This is a genomic window from Streptomyces solitudinis, from assembly GCF_036323765.1.
In the GTDB taxonomy this organism is placed as follows: Bacteria; Actinomycetota; Actinomycetes; order Streptomycetales; family Streptomycetaceae; genus Streptomyces.
Window position 1 is genome coordinate 512,958 of the sequence record NZ_JAZDCW010000002.1, and the last position, 19,323, is coordinate 532,280.

The window sequence follows — 19,323 nt, forward strand, 5'->3', positions numbered from 1 at the left end:
GGTCAGAAGCTGACGCCGCCCAGCATGTCGGCCACGCTGGTGGTGAAGTCGCTGATGGTGGGCGCGACGGACGAGCTGGCGAGGTAGAACCCCAGGAGCACGCAGATGAACGCGTGCATGCCCTTCAGTCCGGCCTTCTTGATCAACAAGAAGACGATGATCGCCAGCAGCACCACCGCCGAAATCGAGAGTGCCACGGCGGTTCACCTCCAAGGACTGCGTCGGGAAACGAATCGGATGACCTGATGATGCGTCAGTCGACCTGCGCAGGGCCAACTGCGGTTTATGACAAGGGGATAGCACGTACTGCATACCCACGTGCCTGCGTTGCGCAACTGATCATAACGACCGGTGAGTCGGCACGGCTCGGTGCACGGGAGCAGACGGGGGCGCACGCCCCGGGGAGCACCGGACGGGACCACGCGCGGCCACGGCCGCACGGTGGGGAACGCCACGCGGAACCCTCGCGCCGACGCCGTGTGCTCCGCCCACCGCCGCGCCTCCCCCCTGCCCACGCCCCCTGGAGGGGGCCGCCTGCCGCTGTCACCCCGCGCACTACCCCACCCCGGCCCGCGGCCAAACCACGACCCCGCCCACCGCGGGCCCGGACGCCTCGCGGAAGCCCCCCCGGCCGGTCAGTGCTGCGGGGGCTCGCCGGGGTGGCTGGTCACGGCCGGACGGTCCTCCGCGAAGAAGCACGCCGAGTCGTGGTGCGCCGGGCCCTCCGCGTACCGGTACACGGCCGGGACCGCCAGCGGCGGCACCTCCAGCGCGCAGCGCTCCTCCGCCTTGAAGCAGCGGGTGCGGAAGCGGCAGCCCGAGGGCGGGTCGGCCGGGGACGGCACGTCACCGGTGAGGATGATCCGCTCGCGCCGGTTGCTCAGCTCCGGGTCGGGGACGGGCACCGCCGACAGCAGGGCCTGCGTGTAGGGGTGCGTGGGGTGCTCGTAGATCTCGGTGTCCGTCCCCAGCTCCACGATTTTGCCGAGGTACATGACGCCGACCCGGTCCGAGATGTGCCGGACCACCGACAGGTCGTGCGCGATGAAGATGTAGGACAGGCCGAAGTCGCGCTGGAGCCGCTCCATCAGGTTGATGACCTGGGCCTGCACGGACACGTCCAGCGCCGAGACCGGCTCGTCGGCCACGATCACCTCGGGGTTGAGGGCCAGGCCGCGGGCGATGCCGATGCGCTGGCGCTGCCCGCCGGAGAACTGGTGCGGGTACCGGTTGATGTACTCCGGGTTCAGCCCGACGACGTCCAGCAGCTCCTGCACCTTCCGGCGCCGGTCGCCCTTGGGCGCGACCTCCGGGTGGATCTCGAAGGGCTCCCCGATGATGTCGCCCACCGTCATCCGCGGGTTGAGCGAGGTGTAGGGGTCCTGGAACACCATCTGGATGTTCCGCCGCACCGCCTTCAGTGCCCGCCCCGACAGCTTGCTGATGTCCTCGCCCCGGTACAGGATCTGCCCCGACGTCGGCCGCTCCAGGCTCACCAGCAGCTTGGCCACCGTCGACTTCCCGCAGCCGGACTCACCGACGATGCCCAGCGTCTCGCCCCCGGCGAGGTCGAAGGAGACGCCGTCCACGGCCCGCACGGCCCCGATCTGCTTCCGCAGGACGACGCCCTGCGTGAGCGGGTAGTGCTTGACCAGGTCACGCACCGCAAGGACGGTCTCCCCCGGCGTGTCCCGCGGCCCGGCAGCGGCGGTGGCGCCGCGTGCGGCGTCAGCCATGCAGGGTCTCCTTCCAGAAGTGGCAGGCGCTCCCCCGCCCCGGCAGCGGGGTGCCGTCGTCCTCGGTGACGTCGTACAGCGGCGGGTCCTCGTGCGCGCACACCTTTCGCATCCGCGGGCAGCGCGGGTGGAAGGGGCAGCCGGGCGGGACGTGCAGCAGGTTGGGCGGCAGGCCCCTGATCGCGTACAGCTCCTCGCCCTTGCGGTCCAGGCGCGGGATCGAGTCGAGCAGGCCGCGGGTGTAGGGGTGCGCCGGGCGCTTGTACAGCTCGTGCACCGGCGCCGTCTCCACGATCCGCCCCGCGTACATCACCGCGATCTCGTCGGCCACGTCGGCGACCACGCCCAGGTCGTGGGTGATGAGGACCAGCCCCATCCGGTACTCGCGCTGGAGCTCCGCGAGGAGGTCCATGACCTGCGCCTGCACCGTGACGTCCAGCGCCGTCGTCGGCTCGTCCGCGATGATCAGCTCCGGTTCCAGGGCCAGCGCCATGGCGATCATGATCCGCTGCCGCATACCACCGGAGAACTGGTGCGGGTAGTCGTTCACCCGCGCCTTCGCCGCCGGGATGCGCACCCGCTCCATCAGCTCCACGGCCCGCTCCCGCGCCTGCGCGCGGGACGCGCCGCGGTGCACGCGGAACATCTCGGCGAGCTGGAAGCCGACGCTGAGCACGGGGTTGAGCGAGGACAGCGCGTCCTGGAAGATCATCGCCATCCGTGCGCCGCGGACGCGGCGCCGGGCTTCGGCGTCCATGCCCAGCAGGTCCTGGCCGTGGAAGAGGATGCGCCCGCCGGCGACGCGGCCCGGCGGGGAGTCGAGGATGCCCATGACGGCCTGCGCCGTCACCGACTTGCCCGAGCCGGACTCCCCGAGCACCGCGAGCGTCCGCCCGGCCTCCACCGAGTAGGACACGCCGTTCACCGCGCGCACCACACCGTCGCGGGTGTGGAACTCCACGTACAGGTCCTGCACGTCCAGCAGAGCGGGCACCTGGCGTCAACTCCTCAGCGCAGCTTGGGATCGAGGGCGTCGCGCACCGCGTCGCCGAGCATGATGAACGCCAGGACGGTCACGCTGAGCGCGGCGGCGGGGTAGAGCAGGATGTGCGGGGCGTTGCGGAACTGCATCCCCTCGGAGGCGTTGGAGATGTCCACGCCCCAGGAGACGGTCGGGGGCCGCAGGCCCACGCCGAGGAAGCTCAGCGTCGCCTCCAGCGCGATGTAGGTGCCCAGCGCGATGGTGGCGACGACGATGACGGGCGCGACGGCGTTGGGCGTGATGTGCCGCAGGAGCACCCGCAGGTGTCCCGCGCCGAGCGCCTGCGCGGCGTGCACGTAGTCGTTCTGCTTGGCGGTGATGACGGCCCCGCGGGCGATGCGCGCGATCTGCGGCCAGGCCAGCACGGTGATGACGGCGACGACCGGCCAGATGCCCTCCAGGTCGATCATGGCCAGGAACACCAGGGCGCCCAGGATGAGCGGGATGCCGAAGAAGACGTCCGTGACACGGGAGAGCAGGGTGTCGGCCGCGCCGCCGAAGAACCCGGCGAGCCCGCCGAAGAGGGCGCCGAGCACGGCGACGCCGAGGGTGGCGCAGACGCCGACGGTCACCGAGGCGCGGGCCCCGTACACGGTGCGCGTGTAGACGTCGCAGCCCTGGGTGTCGAAGCCGAACCAGTACCCGGGTGCCGGGCCGCCGAGCGAACGGCTCAGCCGGCAGTCCAGCGGGTCGCGGGTGGCGATGAGGGAGGGCCACAGCGAGATGACGACGAGGAAGAGGATCAGCAGGGCCGCGACGACGAACACCGGGCGCCGCCGCAGGTCGTGCCAGGCGTCCGACCACAGGCTGCGGGCCAGGGCGCTCGTCGGGCCCGCCTCGGCGGCACCGGCCCCGGCGGGGCGGTGTCCGAGCGTCTCGCCCTCGGCGGTGGCCAGGTCGATCTCGGCGCCCGCGCCGCCGATGGCGGTGTGCGGGTCGGGGGCGCCGGGCGTCTCGCGGTGGTCCGGCTCAGGCATAGCGGATCCTCGGGTCGAGCACGGCGTACAGCAGGTCCACGATGAGGTTGGCGAGGAGGAAGATCAGGACGAGCACCGTCACGAAGCCGACGACGGTCGGCGAGTTCTGCCGCAGCACCCCCTGGTAGAGCTGGAAGCCGACGCCCTGGATGTTGAAGATCCGCTCGGTGACCAGGGCGCCCGCCATGAGGTTCCCCACGTCGGTGCCCAGGTAGGTGACGACGGGGATGAGCGAGTTGCGCAGGAGGTGCCGGGTGGTGATGCGGCGCCGGCTCAGGCCCTTGGCGGTGGCGGTGCGGATGTAGTCGGCGCGCGCGTTCTCGGCCACCGAGGTGCGGGTGAGCCGGGTGACGTAGGCGAGCGAGACGAGGGCGAGGATCAGCCCGGGCAGGACCAGCTCGCCGATCCGCGCCTCGGGACTGACGGCCGGGTTGATCCAGCCGAGCTTGACGCCGAAGAGGAACTGCGCGAGCACGCCGGTGACGAAGGTCGGGACGGCGATGACAACGAGGCTGAGCAGCAGCACCGAGGAGTCCACGCCCCCGCCCTTGCGCAGCCCCGAGACGACTCCGAGGACGATGCCGAGCACGATCTCGAAGGCGATCGCCACGAGCATCAGCCGGAAGGAGATCGGGAACGCGGTCTGCAGCAGCTCCAGTACCGGGCGCCCGTTGAACGCGGTGCCGAAGTCCCCGGTGAAGATGTTGCGCATGTAGAGCAGGTACTGCTGCCACAGGGGCCTGTCGAGGTTGAACTCGGCCCGCAGCCGTGCCGCCGTGGCCGGGTCGGGCGTCCGGTCGCCGAAGAGCGCGGCCACCGGGTCGCCGAGCGCGTGGACCATGACGAAGATCAGGAACGTGGTCCCGATGAACACCGGGACCATCTGGAGCAGGCGCCGGATGACGTAGTGCCCCACAACGGCCTCCTCGGCTCCGGAGTGCGGAACGCGGTGCCCGGGAGCCGCCCGTGTCGCGTGCGGGCGGCTCCCGGGCCGCGGTCAGTTGACCTTGATGTCCGTGTACACCGGGACGGAGAAGGGGTTGAGCCGGACGCCCTCCACGCGGTCGGAGTAGCCGGCGCTGCCGTTCTGGTACCACAGCGGAACGGCCGGCAGGTCCTCGGCGAGCAGCCGCTCGGCGTCCTTGAACCTCTCCACCGCCGTGGACTCGTCCTGCGCGGCGTTGGCCTCGTCCACCAGCCGGTCGAACTCGGGGTTGCTGTACCCGGAGTCGTTGGACGAGGCGTTTGTGTAGTAGAGCGGCTGGAGGAAGTTCTGGATGAGCGGGTAGTCCATCTGCCAGCCGGTGCGGAACATCCCGCGCATCCGGTCGCCGCTGATGCGCTCGCGGAACTCGGCGAACGTGGCGACGGGGTCGACCCGGCAGGCACCGTTGTCGTCCATGACGTTGTTGATGCTGTTGCAGACGGCGTCCATCCACTGCCGGTGGGAGCCGGTGTCCACGTTGGAGGTGAGCGTGACCCCGCCCCCGGGCAGTCCGCCCGCCCCGTCGATCAGCTCCTTGGCCCGGTCGGGGTCGTAGTCGCACGCCTCGCCGCACAGCCCTTCCTCGTAGCCGCCCTCCTCGCCGAGCACCGGCGAGGTCCAGTCGGTGGCCGGGGTGCGGGTGTCGCCGTAGATCTGGCTGGTGATCTCCTCGCGGTTGATCGCCATGGAGATCCCGCGCCGCAGCCGCGCCGCGTCCTCGCCCTCCCAGTCCTCGTCGTACAGGGGGAAGGAGAGCGTCTGGATGATCCCGGCGGGCTGGTTGATGTAGCGGCCGTCCAGGTCCTGTTCGGCGTTGCGGACCTGGGAGGCGGGCACGTCGTCGACGACGTCGAGGTTGCCGGCCTGGACGTCGGTATAGGCGGTGTTGTTGTCGGTGTAGACGCGCAGCTCGACGCCCTCGTTCTGCGCCTCGTCCTCGCCCGCGTAGTCCTCGTTCTTCGACAGCCGCATCGACTGGCCGCGCTGGTAGGAGTCGATCTTGTACGGGCCGTTGCCGACCGGCTTCTCCAGCCAGGCGTCGTGGTCCTCGAAGAACATCCGCGGCAGCGGCGCGTAGGCGTTGTAGCCCAGCGTCTCCGGCCACAGCGAGAAGGGCTCGGTGAGCGTGACGCGGAAGGTGGTGTCGTCCACCACCTCCAGGCCCGACAGCGTCCGCGCGGTGGGCTCGGCGCCCTCGTCGGACGGGTGGACCTCGTCGTAGCCCTCGATGAACTGGAAGAAGTAGGCGTTGACCTGGTTGTTCGTGAGCAGCGCGCCGTAGTTCCAGGCGTCCACGAAAGACGAGGCGGTGACGTCGGTGCCGTCGGTGAACGTCCAGCCGTCCTCGATCGTGACGGTGAACGTCCGCTGGTCGTCGGTCTCGATGGACTCGGCCATCGCGTCCACCGCCTCCCCCGTCTCGGGGTCGTAGCGCTTGAGGCCGCGGAACGCCATGTCGAGGACCTTGCCGCCCTGCACCTCGTTGGTGTTGGCGGGCTCCAGCGGGTTCTGCGGATCACCCCAGGAGGCCCGCACGACGCCGGAGCCGCCGCCCCCGTCACCGCCCCCGCCGCCGCAGGCCCCGGCGGCCAGGGCGATCGCCGCGACCGATGCGACGGTGCGGGTGACGCGTGTGGCTCCGCGCATGACGTGCCTCCTTCCCAGCCCAGCGGACCGAAGATCCGACTTTCCGCCCATACCACCTCTGATCCGGGCGTTCCGCACGCCTGCCACCCCCATCGGCCAGGACTGCGTCCGCGAAACCCCCCGTATGCAGGACGCCGGGAACGCCGCTTGCCCCAGGAGGACGCCCTCCCGGGGCACGGCAAGGGGCACGGCACCCGGCCCCGCCGGGGAACGACGAAGCGCCCGCCCGGAGAACCGGGCGGGCGCTTGGGCCGGACGGCGGCGCGTCAGACGTGCACGACGTCCCGCTCCTCGGCGAAGTGGCAGGCCGAGGGGTGACGGGCCCCGGAGTCGCTGCTCTCGAACACCTCCGGCACCGCCAGCAGCGGCACCTCCTCCGCGCACTTGTCCACGGCCTTCCAGCAGCGGGTGCGGAAGCGGCAGCCCGAGGGCGGGTCGGCCGGGGACGGCACGTCGCCGGTGAGGAGGATGCGCTCCCGGCGCTCCCGGTTCTCCGGGTCCGGCTGCGGGACGGCGGACAGCAGGGCCTGGGTGTAGGGGTGCGTGGGGTGGTCGTAGATCTCGGTGTCCGTCCCCATCTCGGCCATCTTGCCCAGATACATCACGCCGACGCGGTCGGAGATGTGCCGCACGATCGACAGGTCGTGGGCGATGAAGATGTAGGACAGGTTGAACTCGTCCTGGAGCTGGTCCATCAGGTTGATGACCTGGGCCTGCACCGAGACGTCCAGGGCCGAGACCGGCTCGTCGCAGATGATGACCTCGGGGTTGAGGGCCAGGCCGCGGGCGATGCCGATGCGCTGGCGCTGCCCGCCGGAGAACTGGTGCGGGTACCGGTTGATGTACTCCGGGTTCAGTCCGACGACGTCCAGCAGCTCCTGCACCTTCCGGCGCCGGTCGCCCTTGGGCGCGACCTCCGGGTGGATCTCGAAGGGCTCCCCGATGATGTCGCCCACCGTCATCCGCGGGTTGAGCGAGGTGTAGGGGTCCTGGAACACCATCTGGATGTTCCGCCGCACCGCCTTCAGTGCCCGCCCCGACAGCTTGCTGATGTCCTCGCCCCGGTACAGGATCTGCCCCGACGTCGGCCGCTCCAGGTTCATCAGGAGCTTGGCCACCGTCGACTTGCCGCAGCCGGACTCGCCGACGATGCCCAGCGTCTCGCCCTCGACCAGGTCGAAGGAGACGCCGTCGACCGCCTGCACCGCTCCGACCTGCCGCTTGAAGAGGACGCCAACGGTCAGCGGGAAGTGCTTGACCAGGTCGCGCACCTGGAGGATGGGCTCGGCGCGCTCGGTCGCCCGCGCCCCGGCCACCGCCGTCGCCGTCCCCCGGGAGGGAGCGCCGTCCACCGCGGCCTCGTCGGTCTTCCTGAGGTCAGCCATGGAGGGTCTCCTTCCAGAAGTGGCAGGCGCTGGCCCGCCCGGCCAGGTCGGTGCCGTCCGCTTCGGTGACCTGGTACAGCGGCGGAACGTCCGCGCTGCACACGTCCTGCGCCTTCGGGCAGCGCGGGTGGAAGGCGCAGCCCGGCGGAATGCGCGTCAGGTTGGGCGGCAGGCCCTTGATCGCGTACAGCTCCTGGCCCTTCTGGTCCAGGCGCGGGATCGAGTCGAGCAGGCCGCGGGTGTAGGGGTGCGCCGGGCGCTTGTACAGCTCGTGCACCGGCGCCGTCTCCACGATCCGCCCCGCGTACATCACCGCGATCTTGTCCGCGACGTCGGCGACCACGCCCAGGTCGTGGGTGATGAGGATGAGGCCCATGTGGAACTCGCGCTGGAGCTCCGCGAGGAGGTCCATGACCTGCGCCTGCACCGTGACGTCCAGCGCCGTCGTCGGCTCGTCCGCGATGATCAGGTCGGGCTCCAGGGCCAGCGCCATGGCGATCATGATCCGCTGCCGCATACCACCGGAGAACTGGTGCGGGTAGTCGTTCACCCGCTGACGCGCGGCGGGGATCTTGACCCGCTCCATCAGCTCGATGGCCTTGACCTTGGCGTCCTTGCGGGACATGCCCTGGTGAATGCGGTACATCTCGCCGAGCTGGAACCCGACGGTGAACACGGGGTTGAGGGACGACAGGGCGTCCTGGAAGATCATCGCCATCCGCGCGCCGCGGATCTTCCGGTGCTCCTCCTTGGACATCTTCAGCATGTCCTGGCCCTGGAAGAGGATCTCGCCCTTCGTGATGCGGCCGGGCGGCATGTCGAGGATGCCCATGACGGCCTGCGCGGTCACGGACTTGCCGGACCCCGACTCACCGAGCACGGCGAGCGTCTCGCCGGCGGACACGGCGTAGTTCACGCCGTTGACCGCCTTGGCCACGCCATCACGGGTGTGGAACTCCACGTGCAGGTCCCGCACTTCGAGGAGGGGACGCTTGGAGCCGTCCTCCTCGCGCGGTTCCGGACCGGCCGCGGTCTTGTCGACGGTAATCACGTACGCCTCCCTCAGCGCAGCTTGGGGTCGAGGGCGTTGCGCACCGCATCGCCGAGCATGATGAACGCCAGCACCGTGACGGAGACCATCACGGCCGGCGACAGCAGGACGAAGGGCGCGTTGCGCAGCTGGTCCTTGCCGTTGGAGACGTCGATGCCCCACGACACCGTCGGCTCGGAGAGCCCGATGCCGAGGAACGACAGGCTGGCCTCCGCCGCGATGTACCCGCCGAGCGCGATGGTGGCGACGACGATCACCGGCGCCACGGCGTTGGGCAGCACGTGGCGCAGCAGGATGCGGCCCGTCCCGGCGCCCAGCGCGCGGGCGGCCTGCACGTAGTCGGACTGCTTGGTCGAGATGACCGATCCGCGCGCCACACGGGCGATCTGGGTCCACCCGAGGAACGCCATGGCGACGACCACGATCCACACGGTGCGCACGTCGAAGACGTTGAGCACGACCATCGCGCCGAGCAGGAACGGGATGCCGGCGAAGGTGTCCGTGAGGCGGGACAGGAGGCTGTCGACGATGCCGCCGAAGTACCCGGCGAACATGCCCACCAGGCCGCCGAGGAGGGTCACCAGGGCGGTCACCGCCACACCGACGATCACCGAGGCACGGGTGCCGTAGACGATCCGGGCGTAGATGCTGCGCCCCTGGGCGTCGTAGCCCAGCCATTCGGGGGCGAAGAAGTTCCCCAGCTCGGGTTCTCCGAGGTAGTGGTTGGCCAGGTCGCCGTGGCGCGGCGACGCGCTGGTGAACAGGCCGGGCCAGAAGGTCATCACCAGGAGGAACGCGATGAGGATGGCGGAGACCACGAAGAGGGGGTTGCGGCGCAGGTCGTGCCAGGCGTCGGACCACAGGCTCCGCGGCTTGCCGGCCGGCCCCGCGGCCCCCGGGTCGGCGCCTTCCTCCGCGAGCGAGGGGGCCGGCGCGGGCACGACCTTGGCGGTCACGTCAGACATAACGGATCCTCGGGTCCAGGACCGCGTAGAGCAGGTCAACGATCAGGCTGGCACAGAGATAGATGATCACGAGCAGGGTCACGATGCCGACGACGGTGGAGCCCTCACGGCGGATGAGCGCCTGGAAGACGGTGTTGCCGACACCCTGGATGTTGAAGATGCCCTCGGTGATGACCGCGCCGCTCAGGAGTGCGCCGAGGTCGGTGCCGAGGAACGTCACCACGGGGATCATCGAGTTGCGCAGCAGGTGGACGCCGACGACGCGGCGCCGCGGAAGACCCTTGGCGGTGGCCGTGCGGATGTAGTCGGAACGCATGTTCTCGACGATGGAGGTGCGGGTGAGCCGGACCACGTACGCCAGCGACAGCGAGGCGAGCACGATCGCCGGCATGGCCAGTTCGCTGAAATTCTCCGAGTCGCGCACGGTCGGCGTCAGCCAGCCGAGCTTGAACGCGAAGACGAACTGCGCGAGGTAGCCCAGCACGAACGACGGCACGGAGATCAGCAGCAGCGTGAAGATCAGCATGCCGCGGTCGAGCAGCGTGTCCGCCCACAGGCCCGCGATCACGCCGAGCGTGATGCCGACGAGCACGGTGAAGGTGAACGCGAACAGGGCCAGTCTCACCGTCACCGGCAGGGCGTCCGCGATGACGTCCGCGACGGGCCGCTGGCTGGCGATCTGGGTGCCGAAGTCGCCCTGGAACAGCCCGATCAGGTAGTTCCAGTACTGCTGCCAGAGCGGCAGGTCGAGCCCCAGGTCCTTCTTCATCGCGGCGATCTGCGCCTCGTCGACCGACTGCTCTCCCCACAGCGCGCGCACGGGGTCACCGGGCAGGCTGTACATCATCAGGAAGATCAGCAGTGTTGCGCCGATGAACACCGGGATCATCTGGAGCAGTCGCCGCGCGACGTAGCGCCCCATGTTTCCTCCATTGGTTACGACAGGCCCCGGGGGCCGTCCCGCTGTGGCGGGAACGGCCCCGTCGGCCGCCCGCCGCCCGCCGTATGGCGGCGGGCGGCGGGATTGGCCGGGTTGCGGTCGGACCGCGGGCGAGCTACTTGGCGGTGACCTCGTTGACGACCAGGTCGCCGTGCCAGTCGACGTTCACGTTCTCAACGCCCTCGCCGTAGCCGGCGTTGATCTTGTAGTTGAACATCGGGATGGCCGGCATCTCCTCGGCCAGCAGCTGCTCGGCCTCCTGGTAGAGACGGATCGACTCTTCCAGGGACTCGGCGTTGTCGCCCTCCTCGAAGAGCGCGTCGATCTCCTTGTTGGAGAAGCGGCCGCTGTTGGCCTCGGCCTTGGTGTGGTAGAGCTCCCGCATGAAGTTGACGTTCAGCGGGTAGTCCGCGACCCAGCCGCCGCGGTACATGCCCTTGACCTTGTTGGCGTCACGCAGGTCGAGGTCCGTCTGGAAGTCCGGCTTGGAGTCCGGGATGCACTCGACGCCGGTGTTCTGGCGGATGTTCTCGCAGACCGCGGTCACCCACTCCTTGTGGCCGCCGTCGGCGTTGTACTGGATCCAGACCTTGTTGCCCGGGATGCCGCCGCCCTCTTCGACGAGCTTCTTCGCCTGCGCGGGGTCGAAGGTCAGGCTCGGCATGTCGAGGTCCTGGTTGCCCTTGACCTGGGGCGGCGTGAAGCTGGTGGCCGGGTCGCGGGTGCCGTTCAGGACGGTCTTGGCGATGGTCTCGCGGTCGATCGCCATCGACAGGCCCTGGATGACCTTGGGGTCGACGTCCTTGAAGGGCTTGCTGTAGAAGGCCGGAACGATGCTCTGCACCGCCGCGTACGGCTGCTCGATCGCGCGGTCGCCCAGATCCGTCTTGTACTTGGGCAGGTCCTTCGCGCTGATCGTGCGGACCATGTCCACGTTGCCGGACATCAGGTCCTGGTACGCGGCCTCGGGCGTCGAGTAGTTCTTGAACTGGATGCCCGAGTTGTGCGCCTTGTCCTCGCCCTTGTACTCGTCGAAGGCGGCGACCTGGAACACCTTGTTGTGGTCCCACTTCTCGAAGGTGTAGGGACCGTTGCCGATCGGCTTCTGACCGAAGGCCTTCGGGTCGTCGAAGGCGACGCTGGGCAGCGGGGCCCAGGTGGTGTAGCCGAGCTTGTACTGGAAGTACGGCACCGGGCCGGACAGCTCAATCGTGAAGGTGAGGTCGTCGACGACCTTGAGGCCGGACATCGTGTCCGCCGTCGGCTCGCCCTCCTCGGGGTGGACGTCCTCGTAGCCGGCGATGTCGGAGAACCAGAAGCTGTTCTTCTGGTTGTTCTTCACGTTCGCGGCCCAGTTCCAGGTGTCCACGTACGACTGGGCGGTGACCTTCTCGCCGTTGTGGAAGGTCCAGCCGTCCTTGAGCTTGACCGTCCAGGTCTTGGAGTCCTCGGACTCGACGGACTCGGCGTTCAGGTAGACGATCTCACCCTGGTCGTCGAACTCCAGGAGCTGAGTGAACAGGGCCTTGACCAGGTAGCTGCCGTTGCTCTCGTTGGTGTCCGAGGGGATCGGCGGGTTCTGCGGCTCGCCGACCTCGATCGAGACGTAGCCCTCGGGCTTACCGGAGCTGGACGTTTCCTCCCCGTCGTCACTGCCACTGCCACAGGCGGTCGCGGCAAGGGCCACGACTATCGCACTCGCGACCCACTTGGCGCTCTTGGCACCGCGCATGGGTTTGCCTCCTCAGGAGTCCTCTGTCATTACGGGACGGTCCACCGCTGTCCCGCCGACCGGAGGCCGACTCCAGCGGGGCCCGTTGCCACGAACCAGCGCCGGCGACGGCACATGGCTCGTAGACCCGAGCTCGATGGACCCAACTATTGGGGAATCAGCGCGCGTAAACCACAGATGAGGGATCTCGATATGGTCACATCAGCAGGGGGACGATGCTCGAAATCCGGACAAAACAATCCGTTACAGACGGGATCGAAACGGACTGTTAACGCGTCTTTCGGCTCCTCGCATCCGGATTCCGGACGGAAGATGACACTCATCACGTGACGACGGAAGATCAACTTCATACCCGAAACGCCATCTCGTGTACAGGCACCGGAGCGCGCCGAAGGGCCGGGCGGCCCGTCACGGGGGCCCGGCCCTTCGGGGTGCGGCAGCGGCGCGGCTGCGGTTGCGGGAGCGGTCAGCGCTTGGCGCGGGAGGCCGCGCGGGCCCGCTCACGCTGGTCGAGGTTCACCTTCCGGATGCGGACGGTGTCGGGGGTCACCTCGATGCACTCGTCCTCGCGGCAGAACTCCAGCGCCTGCTCCAGCGACAGCTTCCGCGGCGGCACCAGGTTCTCCGTGGTGTCCGAGGAGGCGGCCCGCATGTTGGTGAGCTTCTTCTCCTTGGTGATGTTCACGTCCATGTCGTCGGCGCGCGAGTTCTCGCCGATGATCATGCCCTCGTACACCTCGGTGCCCGGCTCGACGAAGATCGTGCCGCGCTCCTGGAGGTTCATCATCGCGTACGCCGTCGCCGCGCCGGCCCGGTCGGCGACGAGGGAGCCGCTGTTACGGGTGCGCAGCTCGCCGAACCAGGGCTCGTGGCCCTCGGAGATGGAGTGCGCGATGCCGGTGCCGCGCGTCTCGGTCAGGAACTCCGTGCGGAAGCCGATCAGGCCCCGGGAGGGCACGACGAACTCCATCCGCACCCAGCCCGAACCGTGGTTCGTCATCGTCTCCATGCGGCCCTTGCGGGACGCCATGAGCTGCGTGATGGCCCCCAGGTGCTCCTCGGGGGCGTCGATGGTCATGCGCTCGACCGGCTCGTGGAGCTTGCCGTCGATCTCCCGGGTGACCACCTGCGGCTTGCCGACGGTCAGCTCGAACCCCTCCCGCCGCATCGTCTCGACGAGGATGGCCAGGGCCAGCTCGCCGCGGCCCTGCACCTCCCAGGCGTCGGGACGGTCGGTGGGCAGGACCCGCAGCGAGACGTTGCCGATCAGCTCGCGGTCCAGCCGGTCCTTCACCAGGCGCGCGGTGACCTTGTGCCCCTTGCCGCCCTTGCCGACCAGCGGCGAGTTGTTCGTGCCGATCGTCATGGAGATGGCGGGCTCGTCCACCTTGATCAGCGGGAGCGCGACCGGGTTCTCGGGATCGGCCAGGGTCTCGCCGATCATGATGTCCGCGATGCCCGCGACGGCGCAGATGTCGCCGGGGCCCGCCTGCTCGGCGGGACGCCGGGTGAGCGCGTCCGTCATCAGCAGCTCGGTGATGCGCACGCTCTGCACGGACCCGTCGCGCTTCATCCAGGCGACGGTCTGCCCCTTCTTCAGGGTGCCGTGCTGCACGCGGCACAGCGCGATGCGGCCGAGGAAGTTGTCCGCGTCGAGGTTGGTGACGTGGGCCTGGAGCGGCGCGCCCTCCTCGTAGACGGGGGCCGGGACCGTCTCCAGCAGCGTGGTGAAGAACGGCTCCAGGCTGTCGCTGTCCCCGGGGACGGTGCCGTCCTCCGGCTTGGTCAGCGAGGCGACGCCGTCCCGGGCGCAGGCGTAGACGATGGGGAACTCGATCTGCTCCTCGGTGGCGTCCAGGTCGAGGAACAGGTCGTAGGTCTCGTCCACGACGGCGGCGATGCGGGCGTCGGAGCGGTCGGTCTTGTTGATGCACAGGATGACGGGCAGCCCCGCCTGGAGCGCCTTGCGGAGCACGAAGCGCGTCTGCGGCAGCGGCCCCTCGGAGGCGTCGACCAGGAGGACGACGGCGTCCACCATGGACAGGCCGCGCTCGACCTCCCCGCCGAAGTCGGCGTGCCCCGGGGTGTCGATGATGTTGATCGTCACCGGGCCGCCACCACTCTTGGGGTGGTACTTGACCGCGGTGTTCTTGGCGAGAATGGTGATGCCCTTCTCGCGCTCCAGGTCACCGGAGTCCATGACCCGCTCGTCCACCTGCTGGTGGGCGGCGAAGGCTCCGGCCTGCCGGAGCATGGCGTCGACGAGGGTGGTCTTGCCGTGGTCGACGTGGGCGACGATGGCGACGTTTCGGATGTCGTGGCGCGTGGGCATGCTTGCGGCGCTTCTCCCGGAGTCGTGGATGGCTGCGCGGACGGGTGGGGCCCGCGTGCCCGCCGGGCTCATCTCGGTGACGCCGCGGCCTGGACCCCCATGGTACGGGCAGGGGTGCAACCGGTGCTCCCGGCGGCCCCCGGCGCGGGCCCCGGGACGTCCGGCGCGCGACCCCGGCGCGGCCCGTCAGCGGCGCCGGACGAAGCCGATGTCCTGGTAGCGGGGCGTCTGGAGGCCGAACGCCCCGGCGTTGGCCAGCCGCCGGTCCACCGCCACGAGCTGCGGGTGCTGGTAGAGGGGGAGGGAACCGGCCGCGGCCCACAGCCGGGCGTCGATGCGCCGCACCAGGTCCGCTCTGGCGTCCTCGTCCAGCTCTCCGGCGGCCTCCTCGAAGAGCTGGTCGATCTGGTCGGTGCCGACGCGGGTGTAGTTCTGCTCGATCAGCAGTGCGCCGTCGAGGGAGACCACCGGTTTGGCGAAGACCGGCCGGGTGTCGGTGACCGGGAAGGCGGTCGCGGGCCAGGAGTACAGGGCCAGGTCGAAGTCGCCGGAGACGACGTGGTCCTGGAGGAACGCGGCGTCGGGCACCCGCGTGATGCGGACGTCCACACCGACCCGTCGCAGCATCCGCGCGATGCCGTCCCCGGTCCTGCGGACGTGGCTCGTACGGTCCCCGGCGGGCAGCACGAGGCGCAGCTCCAGCTTCTCGCCCTCGCGGGCCCGCACGAGACTGCCGCCCTCGGCCCGGAGCAGGCCGCCGAGCACGCGGTCGAGCGCCTCCGTCGCCTCGGCCGCCTTCTCCCGTGCCGCCTCGGCCGCCTTCCTCCGCCGCGCCGCGTCGTCGTCCCCGTCCTTCCCGGCGGCGCGGGCGGCACGGGTCTGCGCGTGCGCGGTCTGCCGCAGGACGGCGGCGTGGCCGGTGGCCGCGCTGTGGGTCAGCCCGGTGAGGACGGGCGCGGTCACGGCGAACGGGGAGCCGTCCGGCCCGGCGTCCGCCCCGGCTCCGGGGCCGGCGTCGGCCGGCGGCCCGCCCCGCCAGCCCGCCGACGCCAGGAGCGCCGCGGCGGACGCGGGGCCGGGCTCGCCGAGCGCCGTGCTGCCGTCCTGGTAACCGGCCTGGTCGTACATGCGCAGGTGGCTGCCGAGCGCCCGCCCGTCGAGCCCGGCCGGACCGAGTGCCGCGGCGGCCAGCGCCTCGCGGTCCAGGGCGCGGGCCACCGCCCGGCGGACCCGTTCGTCCCGCAGCGGACCCGTGGAACCGTTCAGCGCGAGCTGGAGGTAGACGGGGGCGTACGCGCGGCGCACGGCGTACTGCCGCAGGTTCCGCCGCCCGGTGTCCGCCGCGTCCCCGGCCCCGCCCCCGGTCTCCGCGCCCTGCGCGGCGCCGCCGTCCTTCTTCTCCGCGGCGCCCTCTTCCTTCTCCTCCTTTCCGCCGTCCTTCTCCTTCTCGGCGTCCTCTTGCTTTGCGGCGTCCTTCTCCTGCGCGGCGTCCTCAGCGTCCGCGTCCTCCGTCGCGTCCTGACCCCCGGCCGTCTTCGCCCCGGCGTCGCCGCGGGCCGCCCCGCGCCCGGTGCTCGCCGGTTCCTTCGCGGCGGCGATGCGCTCGGCGGTGGACGGCCGGATCTCGGCGAGGTCGACGCGGCCCGCCGCCAGCGCCCGCGCGCGTTCCTTCCGGGGGACGGCGGTGAGCACGATCGCGTCGAGCTTGGCGGTCTCCCCCCACCACTTCGGGTTGCGCTCCAGCGTGACCGCGTCCGCGCCGGGGTCGAGCGTGCCGTCCTCGACGCGGAACGGGCCCGCGGCGACCGGGAGGCTGGTGCGCGAGGTGTCGTTGAACGCCTCGGGCTCGCCCGTGACGGATTCGGGGTAGAGCGGCGTGAAGAGGGACTTCCAGTCGCTGAACGGACGGGCGAAGGTGACCTCGACCTCGCGCGGCCCCGGCCCCTCTGCCACCTTGTGGACTTGGTCGTACCCGGTGTTGCGGGCCGCCCAGAACGCGTTGTCCGCACCGCTGAGGGCCTTCCACTGGGCCTGGAAGTCGGCCGCCCCGACCCGTCGGCCGTCGCTCCACCGGGCCTCGGGGTGCAGCGTGTAGACGACTTTCTGCTGCGGCTCCCGCTCGGTGACCTCCGCCGACTCCAGGACGTCGGTGTTGAGCTGGGGGCGTCCTCGGCTGTCCACCGTGAACAGGGCGGGCAGCGTCGCCCCGGCGATCCGGTCCGTGGTGGCGTCGGCCTCGTCGTGGAACGCGTTGAGCGTGCTGGGCGCCGTCTCGACGGCCCAGCGCAGGACGCCGCCGTCCCGCACCTGATCGCGGGCGGCGACGGACAGGTCGCGGGCGGCGCCGCTCTTGCCCTCGCCGCTGTCCTCCTCCGCGCCGCAGCCGGTGAGGGCGCAGGGCAGCAGCAGGAAAGCGGCGAGGACGGCCGCCCGGGGCCGGGTGGCCGTCCTCCTGTCCGGCGCGGCCGGTACGGCTGGTGCTGGGGGCGCGGCTGGCACGGCTGGCATGACGACTACCTCCGGAGCTGACGCCCGATCCGGTCGGCACAACGGATAGGCGGCTCATCACATCTTTCGCCGCCCATCGAACGTGCCGTCAGCGGCACGCCCGGGCCGACACGGCCCACCCGGGGGGAAAGGCCACCCGGTTGGCGGGGGGCCGCGGGCCGCCCGGCGTCACAGCGCGGGGAAGGCGTCCAGCAGGGCGTCGACGGAGTCGGGCGGCTTGACGGTGTCCTCGTCGGGCAGCGTCAGCTCGCACCACACCGTCTTGCCGCGCGGGGTGCGGCGGCTGCCCCACCCGGCGGAGAGCAGGTCCACCAGTTGCAGGCCGCGACCGCCCTCGTCGGTGTCCCGGGCGCGGCGGCGGCGCGGCTGCACCAGCCCGGCGTCCCACACCTCGCACACCAGCGTGCGGTCCAGCAGCAGCCGCAGCCGGATCTCCCCCTCCCCGTGCCGCAGGGCGTTGGTGACCAGTTCGCTGACCAGCAGCTCCGTCGTGTCGATCAGGCCGTCCAGCCGCCAGCCGGCGAGCTGGGCGCAGGCCAGCTCGCGGGCGCGGGCGACGGACCGCGGCTCGGCGGGCAGCAGCCAGTCCCCGACGGCCGAACGCGGCAGCCCCTGGACGCGGGCGAGCAGCAGCGCGATGTCGTCGTCGCCGTGGTCGGTGTCCGTACCGGCGAACACCCGGTCGCAGACGTCCTCCAGCGGGCGGTCGGAGTCGGTGAGCGCGGTCCGCAGCGCCTGGAGCCCCGCGTCCAGCGGCTGGTCCCGGGACTCGACGAGCCCGTCGGTGTAGAGGGCCAGCAGCGCGCCGTCCGGCAGTTCCACCTCGATCTGCTCGAAGGGCTCGCCGCCCACGCCGAGCGGCACACCGCCGGGCACCTCCAGCAGCAGCGGGGGTTCCCCCGCCTCCCGCCGGCCGGGCGGCTCCACCAGGACGGGCGGCAGGTGCCCGGCGTTGGCGAACGTGCAGCGGCGCGCGACCGGGTCGTACACGGCGTAGACGCACGTGGCGAGGTAGACCTCGGCCAGGTCGTCCGGGGTGCCGCCGCCGCGCCGCCGGTAGGCGGAGCCGCCCAGGCCCGCCGCGATCTCGTCCAGCCGCTCCAGCACCTCGGCCGGTTCCAGGTCCAGCAGCGCCAGCGTGCGCACGGCCGTGCGCAGCTCCCCCATGGCGACGGCGGCGCGCAGACCGCGGCCCATCACGTCGCCGACGACGAGCGCGGTGCGGTGGCCGGGCAGCTCGATGACGTCGAACCAGTCGCCGCCCACCTCGGTGGCCGCCGTGCCGGGGCGGTAGCGGCAGGCGATGTCGAGGCCCGACGCCTCCGGGTCGTCGGGGGGCAGCAGACTGCGTTGCAGTATGAGGGCGCGTTCGTGCTCGCGCCGGTACAGCCGCGCGTTGTCGATGCAGACGGCGGCCCGCGCGGCCAGCTCGGCGGCGAGCGCCGCGTCCCGGTCCCCGAAGGGCTCGCTGCCCTTCGTCCGGGAGAACTGCACCAGGCCCAGCACCCGGTCGCGGGCCACCATGGGCACGGCGAGGGTGGAGTGCACAGGGAGCCCGAAGTGCGGTGACGGGTGGCCGCCGTGCGGCGCGGGCGGGTCCACGGGGCGTACCCGGGCGGTGCGCAGCGCGAGCGCGCACGGCGATTCGAAGGCGTAGCGGTGCGTGGCTCCGAGGGGGACGGCGTCCGCGTACGAGCCGTCGCCGACCGCGCTGGCCAGCGCCACCCGCCGCAGCGGCGCGCTGCCCTCCCCGCCGCTGCCGGGCCGCGCCTCGTCCCCGGCGAGCACCGCCTCGAACAGGTCGACGGAGGCCAGGTCGCAGAACTGCGGTACGGCGACGTCGAGCAGTTCGCGCGCCGTCCGCTCCAGGTCGAGGGAGTTGCCGATGCGCGCGCCTGCGGCGTTGAGGAGCGCCAGGGCCCGGCGTACGTCGTCCGGCTTGCCCGCCTCGACTGGAATATCGCTCAACGCCGCCCCTTCCCGTCAGCCCCGTCGTTCCCGCCGCGTGTCCGGCCGCCCCCGG

Annotated in this window: 13 protein-coding genes and 1 pseudogene; all 14 read right to left on the reverse strand. The window is 71.1% G+C overall.

Features of this window, described 5'->3' with window-relative positions:
- Window positions 1-2: 2 nt before the first annotated feature.
- Window positions 3-197 carry a hypothetical protein gene (locus V1J52_RS05955; RefSeq protein ID WP_330138525.1) on the reverse strand — a complete coding sequence of 65 codons (195 nt, stop codon included), beginning with the start codon at window positions 195-197 and terminating at the stop codon, window positions 3-5.
- A 438-nt stretch (window positions 198-635) separates the two neighbouring features.
- Window positions 636-1,736 carry an ABC transporter ATP-binding protein gene (locus V1J52_RS05960; protein ID WP_330138526.1) on the reverse strand — a complete coding sequence of 367 codons (1,101 nt, stop codon included), beginning with the start codon at window positions 1,734-1,736 and terminating at the stop codon, window positions 636-638.
- The gene (locus tag V1J52_RS05965; protein ID WP_330138527.1) at window positions 1,729-2,730 is read right to left on the reverse strand and encodes an ABC transporter ATP-binding protein; all 1,002 of its coding nucleotides are present in this window, start codon (window positions 2,728-2,730) and stop codon (window positions 1,729-1,731) included. The genes V1J52_RS05960 and V1J52_RS05965 overlap by 8 nt, the downstream gene beginning before the upstream one ends.
- Window positions 2,731-2,744: 14 nt before the next feature.
- Window positions 2,745-3,755 carry an ABC transporter permease gene (locus V1J52_RS05970; RefSeq protein WP_330138528.1) on the reverse strand — a complete coding sequence of 337 codons (1,011 nt, stop codon included), beginning with the start codon at window positions 3,753-3,755 and terminating at the stop codon, window positions 2,745-2,747.
- Window positions 3,748-4,671: an ABC transporter permease gene (locus V1J52_RS05975; RefSeq protein WP_330138529.1), complete on the reverse strand. Its 924-nt coding sequence runs from the start codon at window positions 4,669-4,671 to the stop codon at window positions 3,748-3,750. Before V1J52_RS05975 ends, V1J52_RS05970 begins: the two co-directional genes overlap by 8 nt.
- A gap of 81 nt (window positions 4,672-4,752) precedes the next feature.
- The gene (locus V1J52_RS05980) at window positions 4,753-6,387 is read right to left on the reverse strand and encodes a peptide ABC transporter substrate-binding protein (RefSeq protein WP_330138530.1); all 1,635 of its coding nucleotides are present in this window, start codon (window positions 6,385-6,387) and stop codon (window positions 4,753-4,755) included.
- A gap of 266 nt (window positions 6,388-6,653) precedes the next feature.
- Complete coding sequence (locus V1J52_RS05985; RefSeq protein WP_330138531.1) at window positions 6,654-7,772, reverse strand: ABC transporter ATP-binding protein; 1,119 nt, start codon at window positions 7,770-7,772, stop codon at window positions 6,654-6,656.
- Window positions 7,765-8,823: an ABC transporter ATP-binding protein gene (locus V1J52_RS05990; protein ID WP_330138532.1), complete on the reverse strand. Its 1,059-nt coding sequence runs from the start codon at window positions 8,821-8,823 to the stop codon at window positions 7,765-7,767. Before V1J52_RS05990 ends, V1J52_RS05985 begins: the two co-directional genes overlap by 8 nt.
- 11 nt (window positions 8,824-8,834) lie before the next feature.
- Window positions 8,835-9,788, reverse strand: a complete 954-nt coding sequence (locus V1J52_RS05995; RefSeq protein ID WP_330138533.1) for an ABC transporter permease — start codon at window positions 9,786-9,788, stop codon at window positions 8,835-8,837.
- The gene (locus V1J52_RS06000) at window positions 9,781-10,710 is read right to left on the reverse strand and encodes an ABC transporter permease (RefSeq protein ID WP_330138534.1); all 930 of its coding nucleotides are present in this window, start codon (window positions 10,708-10,710) and stop codon (window positions 9,781-9,783) included. The genes V1J52_RS05995 and V1J52_RS06000 overlap by 8 nt, the downstream gene beginning before the upstream one ends.
- A gap of 133 nt (window positions 10,711-10,843) precedes the next feature.
- Window positions 10,844-12,460, reverse strand: a complete 1,617-nt coding sequence (locus V1J52_RS06005) for a peptide ABC transporter substrate-binding protein (protein ID WP_330138535.1) — start codon at window positions 12,458-12,460, stop codon at window positions 10,844-10,846.
- A gap of 466 nt (window positions 12,461-12,926) precedes the next feature.
- Window positions 12,927-14,792, reverse strand: coding sequence for a translational GTPase TypA (gene typA, locus V1J52_RS06010; protein WP_330138536.1), 1,866 nt, complete (start codon window positions 14,790-14,792; stop codon window positions 12,927-12,929).
- Between the two features lie 186 nt (window positions 14,793-14,978).
- Entirely contained in the window at window positions 14,979-17,300 is a 2,322-nt protein-coding gene (locus V1J52_RS06015; protein WP_330138537.1) for an ABC transporter family substrate-binding protein, read from the reverse strand.
- A gap of 168 nt (window positions 17,301-17,468) precedes the next feature.
- Window positions 17,469-19,226: pseudogene (locus V1J52_RS06020) on the reverse strand (ATP-binding SpoIIE family protein phosphatase); the annotation flags it as partial.
- Between the last annotated feature and the right edge of the window lie 97 nt (window positions 19,227-19,323).